This is a genomic window from Porifericola rhodea (assembly GCF_030506305.1).
GTDB classification, from domain to species: Bacteria; Bacteroidota; Bacteroidia; order Cytophagales; family Cyclobacteriaceae; genus Catalinimonas; species Catalinimonas rhodea.
Genome location: NZ_CP119421.1, coordinates 1,477,709 through 1,500,370 on the forward strand (window position 1 = coordinate 1,477,709; position 22,662 = coordinate 1,500,370).

A 22,662-nucleotide genomic window follows, 5' to 3' on the forward strand; every position below is an offset into this window, starting at 1 on the left:
AAGTACACTTTAAACACTGTCTTTTAGCCTGTAAAATTAAAATGCCTGCTAAAATTAGCAGGCATTTTAATATAAGTTTAAGTTAGCCTATTGCCTGTTCCAGATCAGCAATCAGGTCTTCTGCATCTTCTATTCCTACGCTTAGTCTGATCAGCGAATCGCTCAAACCAGTTTTCATACGCTCCTCTTTAGGAATACTTGCATGGGTCATACTTGCAGGGTGTCCAGCCAGAGACTCTACTCCACCCAATGATTCAGCCAGCGAGAATACTCTCAGCTTCTCTAAAGCTTTAAAAGCATCTTCCATCTTATCTCCCTTAAGTACAAATGAAATCATACCTCCAAAGTCACGCATCTGCTTTTTAGCCACCTCATGCCCAGGCAAAGAGGGTAGGCCAGGCCAGTATACACGATCTACCTTATCGTGTGCATTAAGATATTCTGCTACCATACGTCCATTTTCGCAATGGCGCTGCATACGCACGTGCAACGTTTTAATACCTCTAAGCACTAAAAAGCAATCCTGAGGTCCGGGTACAGCACCACAGCTATTTTGTATAAAACCAAGCTTTTCATCCAGTTCGGCATCTTTTACTACCGTACAGCCCATTACAGTATCTGAATGCCCTCCTAAATATTTTGTAATAGAGTGTACTACAATGTCTGCACCCATATCCAGTGGGTTTTGAAGGTAAGGCGTTGCAAAAGTATTATCTACTACCACCTTGGCCTGATGATCTTTGGCTAAGCCTACTACTTCCTTTATATCCACAATATTCATCATCGGGTTAGTTGGCGTTTCTACCCAGATGAGTTTAGTATTACTATTAATCTTGGCTTTAATCTGCTCCAAATCGTTCATGGGCACGAAGTGGAACTTAATGCCATAGTTAGCAAAAATTTTAGTAAATATCCGGTAGGTACCGCCATACAGGTCGTTAGTACTGATTACTTCATCACCGGGTTTAAGCAGTTTAATTACCGCGTCGGTGGCAGCCATACCTGAAGCAAAACAGCGCGCATGCGTTCCGTTTTCTAAGGCAGCCAGATTATTCTCCAGCGCATGGCGGGTAGGATTTTGTGAACGTGCGTACTCAAACCCTTTGTGCTTGCCGGGAGAGGACTGTACGAAAGTAGAAGTCTGATAAATGGGCGTCATAATAGCCCCTGTGCTTGGGTCTGGCTCTACACCAGCATGAATGGTTTTCGTTCCGAACTTCATATAAAAAAATGGTTTTATAGGTTCAAAATTAGGCAGTATTGCTTATTCAACAATATTAGCCATTATCTATTTCTTATTCTCTAGGCCAGGTTAATTATTTAACTGCTGCTTGTGTTATACAGTTTTGCCTGCTTAACAAAGCCTATGCATTAGGGTACGAAATGAACTCGTATCAGTTTTAAGGATTTTAGGCTGGCTATCAAAAAGAAAAAGCAGCCTGGGGGCAGGCTGCTTTAGATATATCTGTTTGCTACAGCAGTTGTTAGAGGTGGATCACCTCTTCATAAGCTGCTGCAGCGGCTTCCATTACTGCTTCTGACATAGTCGGGTGAGGGTGTACTGATTTGATGATTTCATGACCGGTAGTTTCCAGCTTACGAGCTGCTACTACTTCGGCAATCATTTCAGTTACGTTAGCACCAATCATATGAGCACCCAGCCATTCGCCATACTTTTTGTCAAAAATAACTTTAACAAATCCATCGTTGGCACCGGCGGCGCTTGCTTTTCCGGAGGCTGAGAAAGGAAACTTACCTACACGCACCTCATAACCTGCATCACGAGCAGCCTGCTCAGTATAACCTACTGAAGCTACCTCTGGCCAGCAGTAAGTACAACCAGGGATGTTGTTATAGTCAATAGGCTCCACATCCATACCGGCTATTTTCTCTACACAGACAATACCTTCTGCCGAAGCTACGTGTGCCAGCGCAGGGCCTTTAACAATATCACCTATGGCATATACGCCTTCTACGTTGGTACGGTAGTATTCATCTACCAATACCTGATTCTTTCTATCGTTTAGCTTTATACCTGTCTCTTCAATTCCCAGGTTTTCCAGGTTGGTAGCGACACCTACAGCAGAGAGTACTACATCACATTCAATAGTCTCTTCTCCTTTTTTGGTTTTCACTTTTACCTTACAGCCTTCTCCTTTAGTATCTACGCTGGTAACTTCAGAGTTTGTCATGATTTTGATACCAGACTTTTTGTAGATTTTTTCCAGTTGTTTGGATACTTCCTCATCCTCTACCGGTAGTATACGAGGCATGTATTCTACTACAGTTACTTCAGTACCAATGGTATGGTAAAAATAGGCAAATTCAATTCCGATAGCTCCTGAGCCAACCACTACCATTTTTTTAGGCTGGTTTTCCATAACCATTGCCTTACGGTAGCCAATAATTTTTTCATTGTCTATAGGTAAGCTGGGCAGTTCACGAGAGCGTCCGCCGGTAGCCAAAATAACGTGTTTAGCTTTATAGGTCTCTTTTTTGTCGCCTTCTCCGCTAACTTCCACAGTACCTTTGCCTACAACTTTACCATGGCCTACCAGAGTATCTATTTTGTTTTTACGAAACAGAAACTGTATACCCTTGCTCATTTTGGCAGCGGTATTACGGCTTCTTGTCACCATACTTGGAAAGTCTACCGAATGGTCTTTAATATCTATACCGTAGTCTTTTGCATGTTTGATATAATCATATACCTGAGCACTCTTAAGCAAAGCTTTAGTTGGAATACAGCCCCAGTTAAGGCAAATACCTCCAAGTTCTGCTTTTTCAACAACACCCACTTTCATTCCTAGTTGTGAGGCTCTAATTGCTGCTACATAACCGCCCGGTCCACTCCCGATGACGATGAGATCATAACTTTTATCAGCCATAATTTTTCTGTATTGGATAGGTTTGGTGCAAAAATAATTGATTTAAGCTCTTAACAAAATATGCTTTGGGTACATTGAGAGGTATAGTACATCATCAATGCCCAGTAAATAACGGTAAGCCGAAGGTTTAGTTGAGCTTAAAAACACGATGATTTTATACTACTTTTACTCTAAATACAGATACAGATTAATTTAGTAGCACTCAGGCTTAACAATTTTATATTTTGATTGATTAGGTTATGTGTGCAATGACTGTAAACGGATGAGGGAATCTACGCTATATGCCAAAATATAAACATATTTTATTTGATCTGGACCACACTCTGTGGGATTTTGAGAAGAATGCCACCGAAGCCCTGAGCGAACTTTATGGTACGTATCAGCTTACGCAAGTAGGCAGCTTTAGTGTAGAGGAGTTTTGCCAAACTTTTCATAAGGTTAATTACGATTTGTGGGAGCGGCATGAGCGTGGCGAGTACGACCAAACCCGCCTGAGGGCAGATCGTTTTAAACTAATTTTTACCGAACTGGGCGTAGCCGAAGTACATATGCCGCTCAATATAAAAGAGGCATACCTTAAACTTTGTCCTTCCAAACCTCATGTCTTTCCTTTTGCGCACGATATGCTTACATACCTAAAGAATAAGTATCAGTTGCATATACTTACCAATGGTTTTTCTGATGTGCAGCATATTAAACTTAAAAGTGCAAGCCTCCACGAGTACTTCACTCATGTAATTACCTCAAACGGTGCAGATTTGCGTAAACCTAATGCTGCTATTTTTGAGCACGCCCTGCAACTAATAGGTACCCAAGCTTCCGACTGCCTTATGGTAGGCGACAACCTGCTGACTGACATAGCAGGAGCCCAGAATGCTAATATAGATTGTGTCTATTTTAACCCTAAAAAAACACCCCACAAAGCCAGCTCCACCTACGAAATACACTGTTTAAGCGATCTTAAAGGAATACTGTAGTAGTTTTTTTGCTTTTGCTGATATTAAACCTACCCGTTCGCCTGTTACATTTCTTTCAAAATCAGTCTCGAACTGCTATATTGAAATCCTAATATTGTAATTATACTTCACCTAATTTACATTTAAGTAATGTATATCAACGCAAAAGCAAAACAGGCGAATACCTACGACGCTATTGTCGTCGGCTCTGGTATTAGCGGTGGGTGGGCCGCCAAAGAGCTCACCGAAAAAGGACTAAAGACGTTGGTGCTGGAGAGAGGCCGAAATGTGGAGCATGTTAAAGACTACCCCACTGCAACTAAAGCTCCCTGGGAGTTTCCTCACCGTGACAGAGTTTCTCCTGAAGAAATTAAAGAGCATTACCCCAAGCAAAGCCGTACCGGTTATACCATTCGGGAGTCTAGCAAGCACTGGTTTGTAAAAGACAGCGAACACCCTTACCAGGAGGACAAACGTTTTGACTGGATGCGAGGCTATCATGTAGGGGGTCGCTCAATTATGTGGGGCCGCCACAGCTACCGCTGGAGCGACCTTGATTTTGAAGCCAACGCTCGCGATGGCTACGGAGTAGACTGGCCTATCCGCTACAAAGACATAGCACCCTGGTACGATTATGTAGAGAGTTTTGCCGGTATACAGGGTCAGAAAGAAGGGCTTTCTCAACTACCAGACGGCAATTTTCTACCGCCGATTCCGATGAACTGCCTGGAAGATCATTTTAAAAATAAAGTAGCCGAAAAATTAGATGGCAGAATAGTGACCATCGGCCGTACTGCTAACCTTACACAAGACCATAACGGCCGTACCAAGTGTCAGTTCCGTAATAAATGTATCAGAGGGTGTCCTTATGGAGCCTACTTCAGCAGTAACTCTTCTACCCTGCCAGCAGCAGCTGCTACGGGCAATCTTACCGTAAGACCTTTCTCTATTGCTAGCTCCATTATCTATGACAAAGAGTCTAAAAAGGCTACTGGCGTACGTGTTATTGACCAGGAGACTATGGAAGAGCTGGAGTTTCATGCTAAAGTAATTTTCCTTTGCGCTTCTGCCATTCCTTCCACCTCTATACTTTTAAACTCTAAGTCTGATGCCTTCCCTGAGGGGATGGGGAACACTAGTGGAGAACTGGGGCATAACCTTATGGACCACCACTTCCGTGTAGGAGCCAGCGGTGTATACGAAGGCTTTTCTGACAAATATTATTATGGTCGCCGCCCTACCGGATTCTACATTCCTCGTTTCCGTAATCTGGACAAAAACACTGAGCAGAAAGATTATCTCAGAGGCTACGGTTATCAGGGAGGAGCCAGCCGCGAAAATTGGACAAGCTCGGTAAGAGAACTTAACTTTGGTGCCGGCATGAAGGAAGGAATAGTGACTCCCGGACCATGGTCACTAGGTATGACTGCCTTTGGTGAATGTCTGCCTTACCACGAAAATAAAATGACGCTGGACTACGATAATCTGGATAAGTGGGGGCAGCCTACTGTACGCTTTGATGCCGATTTTAAAGAAAATGAAAAGGCTATGCGTAAAGATATGGAAGTAGCTGCTGCAGAGATGCTAGAAGCTGCCGGTCTTAAAAACATCAACACTTACGATGCCGGTAGTTGGCCAGGTTTAGGAATACATGAAATGGGTACAGCACGTATGGGTAAAGACCCTAAAACTTCTGTACTTAACAAGAATAATCAGCTACACGAAGTACCAAATGTGTATGTAACAGATGGTGCCTGTATGACTTCTGCTTCTTGTGTAAACCCTTCATTAACCTACATGGCCCTTACTGCCCGCGCAGCAGAACATGCGGTAAATGAATTGAAAAAAATGAATATTTAATTCTGACCTTTTAACGATCACAACATATGATGGATAGAAGAACCGCACTAAAAAGAACCGCACTTATGATGGGAGGAGTTCTCTCCTCTTCTGCCATTGCGGGAGTGCTTAATGGATGTACTGCTAAAAAGGAGGTAGACTGGAAGCCAGTTTTTCTTAGCGAGGATCAGGCAGTAACTACTGCTGAACTTGCGGAGCGTATAATCCCTAAAACTGATACCCCTGGTGCTAAAGATGTAGGTGTACCTGAGTTTATAGATATGATGCTCAACGACGTATATACCGAAGAAGAGCAGCAGCACTTTATGGATGGCCTGGCTAAACTTGATGAGGATAGTAAGAGCGAATACGGAGATGCGTTTGCTTTCTTACAACCCGAACAGATGGATGCTATTATACAGAAGCAGGCAGATGAGGTAGAAGGTTATGAAGGCGAAGGAGCTCCTTTCTTTTTGATGGCGAAAGAACTGGTTATGCTGGGCTTTTATACTTCAGAAGTAGGAGCTACAGAGGTACTACAGTACAAGCAGGTGCCTGGCTATTATGAAGGTTGCATTTCTATAGAAGAAGCAGGAGGAAAGACCTGGGCTACTTCATAAATAAGTACTTAAACTTAACTTAAACCGGAGGTGAGAGCTTCCGGTTTTTTTGTGCGCATATAGATTTTCACAATTTAATGTAGGTGTTAGTTCATGTATCTTTTAACTATTAATTATTTTTTTAATCCTATTTAAAGTTAAAATATTGCATAAAAAACACTTACTGCATGAAACAGCTTTATCTTTTTTTACTATTGTGCCTTCCTTACATGCTTTATGCTCAACAGGCTTTTGAAATATGTGGAAACGGAATTGATGATGATGGAAATGGTCTCATAGATTGTGAAGATCCCGGAGCTGCTTGTGAATTTTTGGGATTCGATTGTTCTGAAGTTAATTGCAGCAATAGTTATGATGACGATGGAGATGGATTAACCGATTACTACGATAATGACTGTCAAGCTCATTGTGACAAGGCTTTAACTATTGAAATTTGTGAGAATATAGTGGGAACAAATGAGGCCAAGATAAATCTTAATGAGTATTATACAGAATTAGGAATATCTAATGAGGATTCAATAATCTGGTATTATGATCCTGGCTACGAGAACTATATAGCCTCAGTTGAAACCGCAACTGCAAGTAATAGATCTTCTTTTTTTGCAAAAATTTATAATAAAGATACAGTTGAAACCGCTGTACTTAATTATACTATTTATTCTAAACCTCAAGCAAAAAATACTACTATTGCTACATGCGATTATGGATATGTCAATTTAAACGATTATGATAGTCTAGTAAATAATAATGCTAACATATACTGGTACCATGACTTTGAACTTACTTCTCCGGCAAGCTTTGAACGTATTGAGCATGAAAGAGCATTTTTTGCTCTAATAGATAATGGAAAATGTAGTTCTGCTGTACCAATTACGTTTTATCCAGATCATTCTTTTACATATATAAGTAACCTACCTTCAACATATTGCTTAAAAAAAGATACTATCCAGCTATCAGCTTATCCCCGAGGAGGAACCTTTACAGGAAAAGGAATCACTACAATTAATAATGAGCCTTTTCTTGTTATCGAGGATGCAGGAATAGGAAAACATACAATTACATACCGTGTCAACGAAAATGGTTGCCCTTCCGAAACTAGCGAAGAAATTAGAATTTATGCCTGTGATGGCTTAGCCACTAACCTTCAGGATTCCTTGAGTTTAGTAGCACTTTATCATGCTACGGATGGAGACAACTGGAGGAAAAATGACAACTGGCTTAATGGAGATGTACGTAGCTGGTTTGGTATTAATACGCTTAATGGAAGAGTTACAGGTATTGATCTTGAATATAATAATCTTAAAGGAACAGTTCCAGCAAAAATTACCGAGATGGATAGTTTACAATATGTCAACCTGAGCTATAATTATCTCACTGAAGTACCTGATTTTACAGCTATTCCTACCGGCTTACCAGAAGGCCTCAATATCATGCATAATCAACTTACTTTCAAACACATTGTACCAAATACAGGTGTTGATAGTATTGTCTATGCCCCCCAGAAAATCATTTTCAAAAGTGATACAGTAGTGATGAGACCTGTAGGAAGCAGCTATACCATCGATGCAGATATTGATGACGAAATTATCAACAGCACTTACAAATGGAGTAGAAAAGATAATATCTCTAAAGGTACTACTAATGTCAATAAGCTTACCTTAACTAATCTATCCCTAGATGATTCTCAAACTTATCAGTGTACTGTCACGAATCCTGATGCTAGTGAGCTTACACTTTACGTTAGCCGAATAGTAGATCTCAAAGTATATGAGCCTTCAGTCGTAAGTGTATCAGATTCTTTGGCTTTAGTTGCGCTGTACCATAGCACTAATGGAGATAGTTGGAAGAAAAATGAAGGCTGGCTTGAAGTCCCTGTAAGTAGCTGGTTTGGTGTAACTGTGACCAACGAGCGTGTCTCAGAATTACACCTAAGTGATAACAATCTACAAGGAAGCTTGCCTCAGCAAATAGGAAATCTTAATCAGCTTAGCAAGCTAGATTTCACTTTAAACGAAATAGGAGGAGAACTTCCTACGTCAATTGAGAACCTGACCCAACTAAGGGAGTTGAAGCTATCTGTAAACAACTTTGAGGGTGAATTTCCTAAAGAAGTCAAGGCTTTAACTGAACTACAAATTCTGGATATAGGCGCTAATAATTTCTCTGGCCCTATTCCTGCTGAAATTCAGTATTTGACAAAGCTCTCTCGATTTTCTGCATACGTATCAGGACTTTCGGGTGAAATACCCAAAGAGTTTAAATATTTAAGTGCATTGACTGAACTAAATTTAGCTGGGAATGCCTTGGAAGGTCGTATACCATCAGAGTTGGCGCAATTAACTGCACTGTACGATATAGACTTATCAGGCAATAAACTTAGGGGAGAACTTCCTAATGAGTTTGAATCGCTTTCCAATCTATATCATTTAGATCTTAGGGATAACAAGATCACTAAAATTCCCAGTGGTCTTGACATGTTATACAACTTAGATATTTACAACAACAACCTAAGCTTTGATGATATCATTCCTTATAAAAGTAAGGGACTTATGGATTTTAATTATGCTCCTCAGGCTAAAGTTTCAAAAGATACCATATTGTCCCTCAATGAAGCTGAGTCTTATACAATTAACTTAGAAATAGATAATAAGATTAACGATAATCAATATGTATGGCATAAGGATAATCAGCTGTATGAGACTACTTCTACAGACAGCTTAACAGTTAACGAAAGTGGGATTTATACTTGTATTATAACTAATCCTCGTGTACCTGATCTTGAGTTAATTAGCGGAAAGTATGAAGTTGAAGCAAGAAATAATGAGTGTGAAGCTTGGCCTGATACACAGGTCATTACTGTAGAGCAATTACAGCCAGTATCTTCTTGTGATCCTGGTACAGCGGATGGAATTGCCAGAGTATTGATCAATGGTCAAGTCGCTGATGAAAGTGAATATGATATTGAATGGGAAGATGAGCAGCAAGCTGGAGTATTAGCCATTGGTGATACTGCGACCAATCTCAAACCTATTCTCTACAATGTAACGGTTACCAACAAACTCACTGGTTGTCAGGATAGTGAAACTATTGATATGACATTGGATAGACCTGAAATGGCTCCCCCTGTTGTTACAGATAATACCAGTTGCGACTCTCCCAACGGAAGTATTACTGCTCAACTATTATCAGGAGACACTAATGACTATCATTTCATGCTGCTTAGGCCGATAGTGGGCGATACCTTATATAGTGATAACCCATCCTTTGATGATCTGGCTGCTGATCTTTATGAACTAAGGGCTTATGACCCTGATACGCAATGCGGCTTGTATTCGGAGGGTATAGAAATAGAGATAACGGAGGAAATCAGCATTGATGGGCTTTCGGTAGAAGTTGTTAATTCTCAAACTGCTTGCGCTCCCCCTTACAATGGGCAATTGCAGGCTGAAATTGCTAATCCGGATATGTATGATTTTGTATGGTACAGAGGCACTGTGACTTCTGGCCCTACCGCCGAAATAATTGCGAATAGTGCGATTACTCCTGATACTTTGAGCACCAATCTTACTGACATCTATACAGTGGTGGCTACCAGACAAAACACAGGCTGTACAGTGAGTAAGCAAATAAATCTTACGGAGGATATTGCATCCGCTGCTTTTAGCTATGCACACTCTTCCTACTGTCAGAGTGACAACAACCCTATCCCTGAGGTGCATATCACGGGAGGCACTTTCTCATCTTCTCCAGGCTTAGTATTTGTAGATAATAATACCGGAGAGATAGACTTATCAGCTAGTACATCAGGCAATTATACTATTACTTACACTCACAATTCATCTTGTGTAAAAGATAATAGCTTTGATGTCACTATCGTACCTACAGAAGGTGCTACCTTCTTTTATACACAAAATACCTACTGTCAGAGTGACAACAACCCTTTGCCAACTATAATGACCTCCGGAGGGGTATTCTCTTCTACTTCTGGGCTGGTATTCTTAGATACAAATACTGGAGAAATTGACCTATCTGAAAGTACACCAGGTACATATATGATTAGCTATAACACTCCTTGGGTATGCCCTCGCAGTAGCTCAGAGATCATTGAAATTAAGCCATCAGCACCTGCCACACTTATTGCCCCCTACTTCATAGGTTGTAATGAGTTTACGGTGAGCTGGAGAGACAAAGAACCTTTCAATAGTCCGGATAGCTACCACATTCAAGTTTCAGAAGATGAAAGGTTTAATACAGTTGTATATGACACGATTAGTTATTCAAATGAGTGGCTCAGGGTTAGTAATTTAATAGCTGGAAGAACTTATTTCTTTAGAGTAGGTAGCATCTCTGACTGTATGACCGCCTATACTACAGATTCTGTAAAATTGGAGGGCCCGCTATTAGAAGTTACAAATGTTGTAGCTTCACACATTACTCCTAATGAGTTTTTTATAGAATGGGATACTGTGGAGTTTGCTATGGATTATCATATAGAAGTAGATGATGATGTTTCTTTTACATCTCCTTATATGGACATGAATCATTGGGCAAATAGTATACACGTGAGTGGTCTTGATGCAAATACTACATATTACATACGATTAAATGCTGAATATGAGTGTGGCGCCGGTCCTTCTTCAACTATAGAGGTCAGCACTGGTTCGTCAAACTCCTATTCATTAACCACTGACTCTTTAGCTCTGGTAGCCCTTTATCATGCTACTAATGGAGATAACTGGACTAGAAATGACAACTGGCTCACTGGACCACTTGATACTTGGTATGGGGTAACGGTAAGTGAATGGAATAACCGAGTGTCACTCTTATCATTATACAATAATAATTTATCCGGATCAATACCTTCAGAAATAGGAGAGCTTACAAGTTTATCTTTTCTCTGGATGCCTGAGAATCAATTGGAAGGTGAAATGCCTATTGAATTAGCCCAATTAACTAATTTAGGCCAACTAAATCTTAGCTACAATAAGCTAGAAGGACTAATCCCTAAAGAATTAGAAGCGTTGGAGCATTTGAGCAATCTTGGATTATCCCATAATCAATTTAGAGGAGAACTCCCGATAGAGATACTTAATATCTTTGTTAATAACAATACAGAATATGACTCTTTAGCAATAGAGAATAATCATCTTACGAAACTACCAAATTATCCAAGCGCTTTGGATCCTTCGATAATGCACTTTGTACAAAATAATAAGCTTACGTTTGATGATATCCTACCCAATATAGTGTATTTTGATACTTATTTTGGTTTTAGTGCATACGCTCCCCAACAGGCTATTGGCGTAGACACTACCTTATATTTTGATGAAGGTGAATCTTATACCATTAACTTAGGCATAGACGAGGAGATTTCCGATAATCAATATGTCTGGTTTAAGGATGATGTTGCTTTTGATACTACCCATGTTAATCATTATACCTTCTCGTCATTAGCTATCCGGAATGAAGGTAGATATACCTGTGAGGTAACTAACGCCGGCGTTCCTGATCTTACACTCTACAGTTATCCGATAAGCATTTACGTAGCTCCCAAAAACAAAGATCCAAAGATTATTATTTCTAAAAGAGAAAATTGTGTAGGAGAGAATATTCCTTTTTTAGCAACTGGCAGAAATGAATACGATACTTATCATTGGGAAATTATTCGTATGAATGGAAATACCCGTATAGGAATACCAGACTCTATGGCTACAGCTCAGACGTTTGATTTTAGCCTGACAGAAAGCGGAAGCTACGAGCTACGTCTCAGGTTAAGCAACCCTTATATTTCAGACACTGTCTTGATAGATTATATAGGGGTCAAAGCCTCCCCTCAATTAAGTCTAGAACCTTCTACCAATCTCAATGCCGACTCATTGATGCTCACTGCCCTTGATGGGTACAATGCTGATACACTGGCTTTTGAATGGTATAAAATTGAAGGTCAGAAGCATATCAGCCTAGGCTATCAAAATACGATCTGGATTAAAGAAGGCGGATCTTATGGTGTAACAGTAAACAACCCTACTGGCTGTGAGGCTAAAGCAGAAATTTTGGTGATAGATACTCGTCTTCAAGCTCAAACTATCACTTTTGACAGTATTGCTGATAAGGTCTTTGGCAAAAGCTTTCAGCTTATGGCTACTGCCAGTTCAGGTTTGCCTATTAATTTTGAAGTAACCGAAGGGAAAAACCTGGTCAATATCAATGGTGATGAATTAACTATTCTGGGTACAGGCAAAGTGAGTATACAGGCTAAACAGGAAGGAGATAAAGAGTATGCAGCTGCAAAAGCTGTTACTCGTAGCTTTACAATACACAAGGCTACACAGACCATTTCTGTTAAACAAATTACTGATCAATTGCTAAGCAACAGAAGCTTCAACCTGGAAGCTAGTAGCAGTTCTGGTCTGGCTCTTAGTTTTAGCGTCACCGGACCAATCAGTATTCGTAATAAAACAGTAAGCTTACTGGGTACAGGTGTAGCTAGTATTACAGCTAGTCAGGCAGGTAACAACAACTATCTGCCAGCTGAGGCCATTACTCTTAGCTTTAGCATCAGTGAAGAAATAGTGGAAGAGGAAGACAGCTTGCACCAGTTGAGCATAAGTATAGGGAGCCAGGGAGCGGCGTATTTGCCCGCTAAGTTGAGCCTGTACCGCTACCAAAATGGAATCTACCAGTTACTCAGTCAGGAGAGTATTTACACTTCTGAGGTATCATACGATAATTTAGCTGAAGGATTGTACACCATCAAAGTCAAGTCATCCAACCCAATATACCTTCCTACTTACCTGGGTCAGCACCTGCTTTTAGCCGAAGCTGATAAGCTAAACCTTAATGAGAATAAAGCCGTCAGTATTAGCCCAATTAGTATACCCGACATTCTGGAAGAAATAGGCATTCGTATTACCGGTGTGTTTGTCCAGTCTGATCAGGTAGAAAATGGCAGGCTCATGTTAGCTAACAAAGCCTCAGGTATACCGGTTGTTGGTTTAAGTATTTACCTGATTGATGACAGCTCTCAGGAAGTTGTGGCCATTACAACTACGGATGGAGATGGTAGATTTGAGTTTAAAAATATTCCTCCGGGATCGTATAGTGTTAAGGCAGACCATAAAGGCCTGGCAATGGGAGCCTCTGCCAGCTTTGAGGTAGGCCAGCAGGCTCTGGAGTTGAGCCTGATAGCAGGAAGCAAAATTGAACTTACCGCAGAAGAGAAAACGCCTGACATGGTTACTGCCCTGGATGATGAGGTGAAACAGCAGCTAAGACTTTTTCCCAATCCGGTAGAAAAACTGTTGCACATACAATTACCTCAAACCTTGGTAGGCTGTAGGCTTGTTATTTTCGATACAAATGGCAAGCAGGTGTATACAAGCCTGGCTAGCGAAAAGGAAGTAAGCTGCGACTTAGCACATTTGAGCAGTGGCTACTACCAGCTTCAGCTTAGGCATAAGGGTGAAAGTTACTCACTCAAATTTCTGAAGAAGTAAACTAATAGTTTACACTTTTAAACCGGAAGCTTTCACTTCCGGTTTTTTTATGGCAAAGCCGTCAGAGAAACTTTATAGGTCTTTTCTGCCCGAATAATTTGTCCCTCCTGCGTTATCCCTTCAACTACTATTTCAAAAATTCCCAGCTCATCTGAGTTTTCAAAATTTAGTACAATGCCATCCTCATTCAACGTAAGCCCAGGTTCCCAATGAATCAAAGTGCGAAAATCCGGTTGGTTCGCCGGAGGGCTTTCCTTTTTTGGAAAGGGCTTAGAAGGGCTATACAAACTAAGCCTGCTCAGTTTTGCAGTAGGCGAGAGCGCACTAAGATAGGCATTTCCCTGCTTTGAGTAGACTGCAATAGTACCATCCAGACGGTATTCCCCATAATATGTACGACGATTAACCATCTCTATCAGCGCTATCTCTGACGGAGAAAAATTAACCAAATAGTCCAAATCATGAATCAATACACCATCCAGAAAGACAGAAGGCTCTCCTGTTAAAAAAGTACGAGATGAAGCATCAAACACATCTAAGTCATAACTGCCTTTAGACTCTCTCAGACGTATACCAGGCATTAGCTCTCGGTTAACTTCCACAAAATTGGGTAGAGTAATGTAGTCGTCCAGCTTGATCTCATAATTAGGTGCTCCATAAAAGCGAAAATCTTTCTTTTGCTGCTTATAGCTTGAGTCCTGTTCCAGATAAAGGTCGTACTGAGCATGTACCTGGGTGCGCAAGATGTAGTCCTGTAATGCCTGCTGTAGCAAACTATCCGGTAACCTAGGGAGTGCTCCCGGCTTTAAAGTTGAAGTGGGTGCAAATTTCTCGTCTAACGTCCAATTTACCTGTAAACTGGTATCGGCCATTTGAAGAACAATATCCTTCATGCCTCTTACACTTTCTTTAATAGGTATCTCAAAATCACCTTCACTGTCCACAAAATCATACTCAAAGTAGGGGTTGCTTCCGGGAACAGATAAAACCACTACTTTACCTCCTATACGTGTAGCATTAGTGCTTTCTACTTTTCCGCTAATGGTCAGGCTTTCATCTTCTGGCTTATACTGATCGCCTTGCTTTTGTGTGTGCTTATCACCTTCCTGAGAAATAGGCTGTACAGCTATTAAAGACTCATTTATCCACTTAAATTTCTCTTCTTCTTGAAGTTTTTCTGGTAATACTGCCTGACTAAGTAAACCGGAAGTTTGCTGATATAGACGAAGATGATTCGTCAGTAAATTGAGTTTCCTTACCGATACAGCAACCTTACTAGTATTTAAGGCCCCTGCTACAGAAATTTTTGCAGATACCTTTTCCCGGGCCTTGTATACATTTTTGTCTAACAAAATCTGGATGGACTCTTTAGAAGAATTATAAAGCACTCGCTGTGCTATAGTTTCTCCTTCCTGGTTTTGTACAAAAAGCTCTATTATCCCCTCCCCAATATCGTTACGGTCAAGCTCAATAGCATTAATACTATCGTTATAGAATTTGCTGTATAATAAACCGTTTTTATCACGTAACTCTACCTTGTAGATTTCTTTGTGAGTATGGTAAGTTTCTATTTGCAGCTTGTTAGTACTAAAGCGAGCCTGTAGGGTAGCTCCCCGAAACTGGGCGGCCGGTAATTGTTTTCTTATGGTATCCTGGTGTGTAAGGTAAACTTCTAGTGCATAATTGTACTCGGCATTGGGAGTTACTGTAAAAGTAGCTTGACCGGACTGAAACGTGACCTCTGTATTTTGTGCACTATCTTGAAGGCATACCAGTTGGGCTGTGCTTACCTGGTCCTTTGTAGGGAGGGCAAGCTGTGCCAGCATACGATTAGGTAAGCTTGTCACAAATGCTCCTCCTTCAGGGTAAATAGTCAGCGGGCTATGTTGCGAAGCATGGTCAGATGAAGCTGTATGTATGCTATCTTCGTAAGGGTTGACAATCAGGATTGCCTGCGACCAATACGAATCTTCTTCAAAATTTCGCATCCACTGTGTGTAGGCCCTTATCTGGTACCAACCACCCCTAAGCGTATCGGGTATGGATAGTTGACCAGTGGTAAAACCATCTTTTATGCTATAAATTCCCTGTAGTACTGCCTTTTTCTCATTCAACAGTTCTAGGTACAGCACCTTACTTCTGGCTTGTTCTCCCGTAAGGCTCGCCTGAAACCAAAGAGACTCTCCTACTGATATTACTTCCTCAGAAAGCTGTACATGCACTTGTTCGGGAAATAAACTTGGCTGAGCTTTTTCAGCCTGTATGTGCCTGGCAGTACTTTCGCTCGTCCACAAAAGCGCCAGACAGAGTATATGTATCGTTATTAAACCTTTCACCAGAATGAGGGGGTTTCGGTGCTTACTCCCGTCAGAATGCTACAGTCATAGCAATGATCAGGGGTATCGTATTCTTCTCCTTCTATACATTCGCTAAAACCTCCGGGCGAGCCATCCGGGCTTGGTGGTACTTCTGACCTTCTTATAAACACTCGTTTTTCGGTAAGCGAAGAGGCCTGAAAAAAGCCTAGCACTAATTCTCTATCGTCATTTACATTATAAACATTACCGGGTATTGGAGAAGGAGGTGGCGCAAATACAGAGCCTGCGTTTTCCTGCTGTTCCTGCACATTCTCCCAAAAGTTATATGCTCTTTCTGTCAGAGCGTACTGTTTCACCAGAAGGCTATACCTACGCTGTAGCTTTCTACCGTTTATCTCTACGAAATTGATTTTTCTCCTTCTGATCTGATCTTTGCTTAACTCACGGGTAGAAGCGATATTTAAATAACGTATAGCATACCCATTCTGATAACAGACAGGCACATTAAGCTGCATGGGTCTGGTAAGAGGGGCCGTAAATTCGTAGGTTTCCTGCCAGCTCCATCGGTAATAAGCAGGTTTTGCCATACCGCTGCCAGTATCCAGATAGTATTGTAGCCCCCACTCATCTAAAATGGTCCCTATTGACGTTTCATAAGGGCGACTATCCAACTCAAAGTAGACACTATCTATAGGTGAAGCTAGCGGCATAGTTTCCGTAAGTGATGCATACTCCCTACCCTCAGGAGTAAGAATGTGTAGGCGGTAAGTTTTACCGGCTTCTCCCCGAAACTGCTCAGGAAGCGTCTCATACTCACCCTCATCTACCTCTATTAAATCTGCTCTATTGCCTTCCTCATCTGTAATATACACTTGCGCTCCGCTAAGTGCTTTGCCTTCGTAAGTCTGCAAGCTGGGCGATGTATACGAAAGCTTGATTGTATAGGGTTCATTAGCATCTGTAATAACTCCATCTACCACAAGCAGGGAGTCTTCTGACAAAGACTCGCTCAGGTCTATACGCTCAATACAAGTACTAAGGAGCAAAAGAATGCTTATACATATTAGCGCTTGCTTCATCAGAATTTAAAGTTATATGTAACCGAAGGAAATGGACGCCCTAGAATAGCTAATTGATAGGCTGTAAGAGATCCTCCAGCATTGTTCCTAAAAAATATGGAATATGGGTTGTTACGCCCATATAAGTTATAAATCGCAAAGGTCCAGCTGGAATCCCACTTCTTTTTCTTTTTTAAATTTCCATCTACTGAAAACGAAATATCCAGGCGGTGGTAGTCTGCCACCCTATATTGGTTGCGAGCAGAAAAGTGTGCAATATCCTGATTTCCTACTTTATAGGTACCTTCTGGTAAAGACACTGGACGTCCGGTACTGTAAGTAAAATTAAAACCCATGCGTAACCTCCGGGTAAACTGATAATTACCTACGACTGTAAAATCGTGCGGCTTATCAAAGTTGGAAGGATACCAGCTACCCTGATTAACACGCTCATCAGGGTACTGACCATCTACTTTGCGCAAGCTGCGAGAATAGGTGTATGAGAGCCAGCCGGTAAGGCGTCCTAAATTTTTAGCTACATATAATTCTGCCCCGTAAGCTCTGCCAATGCCTGTAAGCAGCTCTGTTTCCAGCTGATCATTCATCAGTATTTCGGCTCCATCTTTATACTCTACCAACTGATGAATATCTTTGTAATAAACCTCCAGAGACGACTCTATGACATTACCAATCGCATTGCGGAAGTAACCAATCGCATACTGATCACCTATTTGCGGTTGTACGTATTTGTTACTCAACTTCCAGATATCGGTAGGGGTAATGGAGGTAGCATTAGAAATCAGATGCATATTTTGCCGCATACGGTTATAGCTGAGCTTGATGCTGCTTCTGGCATCTAAATTATATTTTAGGGCGAGGCGAGGCTCAAGGCCCTGGTACTGAGCTATGGTTTCTCCTGAAGCATAACTTACCGTATCCACGACTCTGCCTGAGCCCGAGGGATTTCCATTCTGGTAGATCGTGACATCAGCGGGGCCTAGTGCCCGGTACTGGTTGTAGCGCAGCCCTATATTCAGGCTAAGTGCGGGCGTAATCGTAAACTCATCGCTCAGGTACACAGCCATTTCCCAGGCTTGCTCTTCGGCTAGGGTTTCAGGAGTTAGTAAAGAAAAATCACCATAGGGCTGTTGCTCTCCCGGCTCAAAGCTATAATAAGACAAACTGAGCCCGGCATCTACCTGATGCCGCTCACCCCAAAACCTTGTCACATTCCAGCGCCCCTCAGAGATATCAAAACCTGCCTGAAGCAAAGAGGCCCGTGTACTATCCTGCAGATCACCTACTTCATAAGAAAAACGCGAGTGGCTGAGCGTAAGGGAAGAAAGCCAGTCTTGAGATATTAGAAAATCCCAGTTAAAAGCAGCCCCTTTGTTTTGGTAGCCGTAAGAAGTATTGCGAGTATAGGTAAAGTCATCATTACTAATATACCCTGTCAGGCCTATTTTATGTGCCTCGTTGAGGCGGTATGTCCACTTTAGGTTAGCGTCATAAAAAGAGGCTTCACTCTGACGAAGGTCCATGTCATCAACCCTGTTCAGTATCCAGTCAGAATAAGAAGCTCTACCTCCAATAATTAGCGCGCTTTTCTCTTCTACCAGAGGCACCTCCAGAGACAGACGGCTAGCTACTAGTCCAATACCACCGCTTCCTTTAATTTGACGCAAATTTCCTTCTTTAACAGATACATCCAAGACCGAGGCTAGCCTTCCGCCATATCGAGCAGGAATACCACCTTTATACAATGTAGCATCACTTAATAAATCTGCATTAAAGGCAGAGAAGAACCCAAACAGATGTGAAGGGTTAAAGATTGAAATGCCATCCAGTAATATCAGGTTTTGCCCTACATCCCCTCCCCTTACGTTAAACCCAGCAGAACCTTCACCAGCTACACTTACTCCCGGAAGCAGCTCTATGGAGTTGATTAGGTCAACTTCTCCCAAAAAAGCGGGCATTTTCTTAACTTTTTGTATATCCATACGCGTAGCACTCATCTGCGCACTACTTACGTTATAATCTTCTGCCCTCTCAGTAATAGTAATTTCTTCCAGACGAGCAGTTTCTTCATAAAGGTCTACCGAAAGGGAGCCATCAGAAATTACTTTAATATTTCTACTTTCTTCCTCAAAGCCCAGAGAGTTAACTTGTAAGCGGTGATTACCTATTGGAAGGCTCAGCGAGAAATAGCCGTTGATATTTGTAGAAATCCCTTTTTCTAGTGGCAGAGCAAAAATAGTAGCTCCGGTTACACCCTGCCCTGTAGCTCCATCACGAATATAGCCACTTACTGTAGCACTCGTCTGCCCCTGATTGCTTAGAGAGTCGCCAATCACGATTAGATTATCCTCTCCTTCGCGCCCTCTTCCGTGGTTAAGCGTATTGGGATTTTTATGCAGCAGAATAATATACGGTCCCTGGTAGGGTTTGTAAGTGAGCTCCGTACCTTGTAGCAGCTTTTGCATAAGCTGTGGGAGCGGCTCCTGACTGAAGGTGCCGGTAAAGACAATATCTTCCAGCCATTCCTGTCGGTAAAAAAAGCGTACTGGATATTGTGCTTCTATAGCCTCAAATATAGTGGGCAATTTTGTGTTTGAGTAGCTGCCAGTCCAGCGTATTTCTTCAATACTCTGCGCGCATAGTGGCAGGTATACGATCCAGAAAAGGCAAATTCCTGGCAGTATTTTTCTCATAGGCTGTAGTAGTAGAAAGCGGTATAAAATTTAGGTGTAATAATTCCCTTTTACAAGGCAGCACTCGTTTTATTATACTAGCACCTACTTAGCACGTATGAGATTATCATTTTAATCTTTAAAGTATGCAAAGGGCTTGCTGCAAATATTTATTCTTACTTAACAAATTGCGGTATGTAGCTTGCAATGAAAAAAATGACCCATACCTCACCTGAACAACTGCTAAAGGCATAAAAACTTTACCTTAGCTGAAGGTAGGTATTTGTAATTAGAATTTGTCAATTTTACTATATGTCAGAAGAAAGTAAACGTCCAGAAAATCAACAGACCAATGTGCTTCATATTGCCGGGCAGCCTATTTTACCCGGAGAAGAAGTAATGATAGATTTGAGCTTTGCCCGCCTGCCGTCTCGTACCGAAATAGATATTCCTATACTAATAAGCCGGGCAAAAAAACCGGGACCTACACTTCTGCTGATGGCAGGCCTGCATGGCGATGAGATTAACGGAATAGAGATTGTACGTCGTATACGTGATCAGGGATTTCATCAGCCCAAAAAAGGAACTGTAATCTGTATTCCTCTGCTCAATATCTTTGGCTTTGTGCATTTCTCTCGTACAGTACCAGATGGCAAGGATGTTAACCGCTCCTTCCCCGGCGCAAAAAACGGCTCGCTGGCCAGCAGGGTTGCCTATGTGCTGATGAATGAAGTAATTCCGCACATAGACTATGGTATAGATTTTCATACCGGAGGAGCCAGCCGGGCCAATATCCCCCAGGTGCGTTGCAACTTTGAGAATGAAACCAGTAAAGAGCTGGCGCTGGCTTTTGATGCGCCTTATATGCTGCACTCCAAATTAATTAAAGGCTCGCTCAGGCATGCCGCTCATAAAAAAGGAAAGAGTATTATCATTTATGAAGGCGGAGAATCTTTACGCCTAAACGAAAGAGCCATACAGGTAGGAATTAATGGTACACGCAGACTTATGAAGTACCTGGGCATGCTAAAAACGCAACCTAAAAGTCCTGCTAAAAGCATAGTAATTCATAAAAGAAAGTGGATAAGAGCTCGCCATGCCGGGCTGTTTCATTCTATGGTAAAGTTGGGAGCAACCGTTAAAAAAGGCGAAAAACTGGGCTATATTACTGACCCTATCGGAGACTTTGAGATGTTTGTAAAATCTCCAGAACATGCGCACGTGATTGGCCTGAATAATAATCCCGTAGTCAACCAGGGGGATGCTTTACTACACCTGGGAATTAACTCATGAACAAAAAACTCCCCGAAACGCTTCAGGGAGTCAATCGTTCTGCTAGTCGCATTATTGCTGCTCTAACTGCTGAATACGCTCAATGTACTCACGTTCTTTGCGCTGCATCTCTTCCTGAGTGGCTTGCAGCTCCTCCATATTCTGCCGCATCTCTTCCTCGTGGTTTTGCAACTCCTCAGACTGAAGCTTAAACTTTTCCAGCAGACTTCGAGTAGTTGCAGTAATGCGGTTATTAGCAATGGCTGAGGCCAGAGTCTCTCCCAACTTCTCCAGAAAAGCAACTTGGTAAGGCTCTAAAGACTGAAAGGAAGCAACCTCCAGTATACCTTCTACTTCATCATTTACCTTAAGAGGCACAATTAGTAAATGATCAGGAGGAGCTTCGCCCAGTCCGGAAGTAATTTGTATGTAGCCCTGCGGTATTTCGGTCAGCTTTAATGTTTCCCCTTCCAGAAATGTTTGCCCTATCATGCCCTGGCCAATTTCAATATGCTTTTCTATGTGTTTTTTACGATCGTAGGCATAGCAGGCAGCCATACTAAGATAGGAGCGTTCATCCTCCTCTTTATTTAGCACAAAAAGCGCCGCCTGGTTGGCACTAACATACCGAACCAGTTCTGAGATCAGATCATCATAAGTCTGCTCCAGCTCATTATGAGTACGAAGCATTTCTGTAAACCTGGCCAAACCTGTAGACACCCAGTTTCTTTTATCATCTTCTTTGCGCGCTTCCTGCACCTCTTCCAATGTTTTTTGTAGTTGTTGCTGGGTATGCTCCATTTCAACTTTGTGTTCTTCCAGACTAGCCAGCGCCTTCTGGCTGGTCTGTGTAGCCTTGATAATAGAAACCAGTTGCAGGTACAAAGCGCCTACCGCTATACAGGCACTCATCATTACTATGTAGTAGTGGTTGGTAGGATTATCATTCTGTACATATTCGTAACCATGATACAGCCAGGGCCCTGCAAATTTGTAGCTACCAATCAGTAGTATATCTACCAGAATAGCGGCAATTATCTTTTTACGCTCCTTATAGTGGAAGAGCACAAAAGCCAAAGGAATCTGTGCCATACTCATAGCAATAAGACTGGGAGAAGGCGAATGACCAGGAGGCAACATTACCGCATGTGTATAGCTGTTAACAAATATACCAGCTACTGCCGTCATAAATCGCGAAAGCCCGTTCAGCTTTAAATAGCTAAACAACATAAATAGCATGTAGGAACTGGCAGCAATAATGGTAAGGGCTAATATTTCTTTGTGAGGGTAAATAATAAGTACCAGAAACAGGCAGCCTGTAATTAAGAATAGATTAATCTTATTGGCCAGTACAATTTTACTCCTTACTTCTTCGTCAAGCTCAGAGTAAGCTCCGATAGAAGTGAGTTTTTGAATTAAGCTCATATGTAAATTATTAAATAAGCATGACAAATTTACAAAGGTGTTATTACTTAAGTATATAAAGCTCATTTGCAATAGTACGGACGTATGGTTTACTATATCC

General features: G+C 41.6%; 11 protein-coding genes. 5 read left to right on the forward strand and 6 right to left on the reverse strand.

Annotated elements, in window-relative coordinates:
• Positions 1-82 precede the first annotated feature (82 nt).
• Positions 83-1,222, reverse strand: coding sequence for a cystathionine gamma-synthase (locus tag PZB74_RS06005; protein WP_302241460.1), 1,140 nt, complete (start codon positions 1,220-1,222; stop codon positions 83-85).
• 262 nt (positions 1,223-1,484) lie between these two features.
• Positions 1,485-2,888, reverse strand: a complete 1,404-nt coding sequence (lpdA, locus tag PZB74_RS06010) for a dihydrolipoyl dehydrogenase (protein WP_302241461.1) — start codon at positions 2,886-2,888, stop codon at positions 1,485-1,487.
• Positions 2,889-3,169: 281 nt separating this feature from the next.
• Between lpdA and PZB74_RS06015 the strand changes: the two genes are divergently transcribed.
• The 4 genes from PZB74_RS06015 (at position 3,170) to PZB74_RS06030 (ending at position 13,799) form a co-directional block, all read left to right on the forward strand.
• Positions 3,170-3,865, forward strand: coding sequence for a YjjG family noncanonical pyrimidine nucleotidase (locus tag PZB74_RS06015; RefSeq protein ID WP_302241462.1), 696 nt, complete (start codon positions 3,170-3,172; stop codon positions 3,863-3,865).
• 129 nt (positions 3,866-3,994) lie between these two features.
• Positions 3,995-5,704, forward strand: coding sequence for a GMC oxidoreductase (locus PZB74_RS06020; protein ID WP_302241463.1), 1,710 nt, complete (start codon positions 3,995-3,997; stop codon positions 5,702-5,704).
• Positions 5,705-5,730: 26 nt separating this feature from the next.
• Complete coding sequence (locus PZB74_RS06025; RefSeq protein WP_302241465.1) at positions 5,731-6,303, forward strand: gluconate 2-dehydrogenase subunit 3 family protein; 573 nt, start codon at positions 5,731-5,733, stop codon at positions 6,301-6,303.
• 167 nt (positions 6,304-6,470) lie between these two features.
• Positions 6,471-13,799 carry a T9SS type A sorting domain-containing protein gene (locus PZB74_RS06030; protein ID WP_302241466.1) on the forward strand — a complete coding sequence of 2,443 codons (7,329 nt, stop codon included), beginning with the start codon at positions 6,471-6,473 and terminating at the stop codon, positions 13,797-13,799.
• A gap of 47 nt (positions 13,800-13,846) precedes the next feature.
• Here PZB74_RS06030 and PZB74_RS06035 read toward each other — a convergent pair whose 3' ends face one another.
• From PZB74_RS06035 to PZB74_RS06045, 3 genes are read right to left on the reverse strand one after another with little or no spacing between them, the layout of a single operon-like run.
• Positions 13,847-16,135, reverse strand: a complete 2,289-nt coding sequence (locus PZB74_RS06035) for a hypothetical protein (protein WP_302241467.1) — start codon at positions 16,133-16,135, stop codon at positions 13,847-13,849.
• Complete coding sequence (locus PZB74_RS06040; RefSeq protein ID WP_302241468.1) at positions 16,132-17,196, reverse strand: DUF4249 domain-containing protein; 1,065 nt, start codon at positions 17,194-17,196, stop codon at positions 16,132-16,134. The genes PZB74_RS06035 and PZB74_RS06040 overlap by 4 nt, the downstream gene beginning before the upstream one ends.
• The gene (locus tag PZB74_RS06045; RefSeq protein WP_302241469.1) at positions 17,196-19,886 is read right to left on the reverse strand and encodes a carboxypeptidase-like regulatory domain-containing protein; all 2,691 of its coding nucleotides are present in this window, start codon (positions 19,884-19,886) and stop codon (positions 17,196-17,198) included. The genes PZB74_RS06040 and PZB74_RS06045 overlap by 1 nt, the downstream gene beginning before the upstream one ends.
• 291 nt (positions 19,887-20,177) lie before the next feature.
• On the opposite strand from PZB74_RS06045, the gene PZB74_RS06050 reads away from it, so the two are divergent.
• Entirely contained in the window at positions 20,178-21,158 is a 981-nt protein-coding gene (locus PZB74_RS06050) for a succinylglutamate desuccinylase/aspartoacylase family protein (RefSeq protein ID WP_302241470.1), read from the forward strand.
• Between the two features lie 51 nt (positions 21,159-21,209).
• On the opposite strand, the gene PZB74_RS06055 is transcribed toward PZB74_RS06050, so the two are convergent.
• Positions 21,210-22,562, reverse strand: coding sequence for a GAF domain-containing protein (locus tag PZB74_RS06055; RefSeq protein WP_302241471.1), 1,353 nt, complete (start codon positions 22,560-22,562; stop codon positions 21,210-21,212).
• Positions 22,563-22,662: the final 100 nt, after the last annotated feature.

What these genes read in the sequence shown, in the direction of transcription:
- PZB74_RS06005 (WP_302241460.1), bottom strand. Translation starts at nt 1,222, where the DNA reads ATGAAGTTCGGAACGAAAACCATTCATGCTGGTGTAGAGCCAGACCCA.
- lpdA (WP_302241461.1), bottom strand. Translation starts at nt 2,888, where the DNA reads ATGGCTGATAAAAGTTATGATCTCATCGTCATCGGGAGTGGACCGGGC.
- PZB74_RS06015 (WP_302241462.1), top strand. Translation starts at nt 3,170, where the DNA reads ATGCCAAAATATAAACATATTTTATTTGATCTGGACCACACTCTGTGG.
- PZB74_RS06020 (WP_302241463.1), top strand. Translation starts at nt 3,995, where the DNA reads ATGTATATCAACGCAAAAGCAAAACAGGCGAATACCTACGACGCTATT.
- PZB74_RS06025 (WP_302241465.1), top strand. Translation starts at nt 5,731, where the DNA reads ATGATGGATAGAAGAACCGCACTAAAAAGAACCGCACTTATGATGGGA.
- PZB74_RS06030 (WP_302241466.1), top strand. Translation starts at nt 6,471, where the DNA reads ATGAAACAGCTTTATCTTTTTTTACTATTGTGCCTTCCTTACATGCTT.
- PZB74_RS06040 (WP_302241468.1), bottom strand. Translation starts at nt 17,196, where the DNA reads ATGAAGCAAGCGCTAATATGTATAAGCATTCTTTTGCTCCTTAGTACT.
- PZB74_RS06045 (WP_302241469.1), bottom strand. Translation starts at nt 19,886, where the DNA reads ATGAGAAAAATACTGCCAGGAATTTGCCTTTTCTGGATCGTATACCTG.
- PZB74_RS06050 (WP_302241470.1), top strand. Translation starts at nt 20,178, where the DNA reads ATGTCAGAAGAAAGTAAACGTCCAGAAAATCAACAGACCAATGTGCTT.
- PZB74_RS06055 (WP_302241471.1), bottom strand. Translation starts at nt 22,562, where the DNA reads ATGAGCTTAATTCAAAAACTCACTTCTATCGGAGCTTACTCTGAGCTT.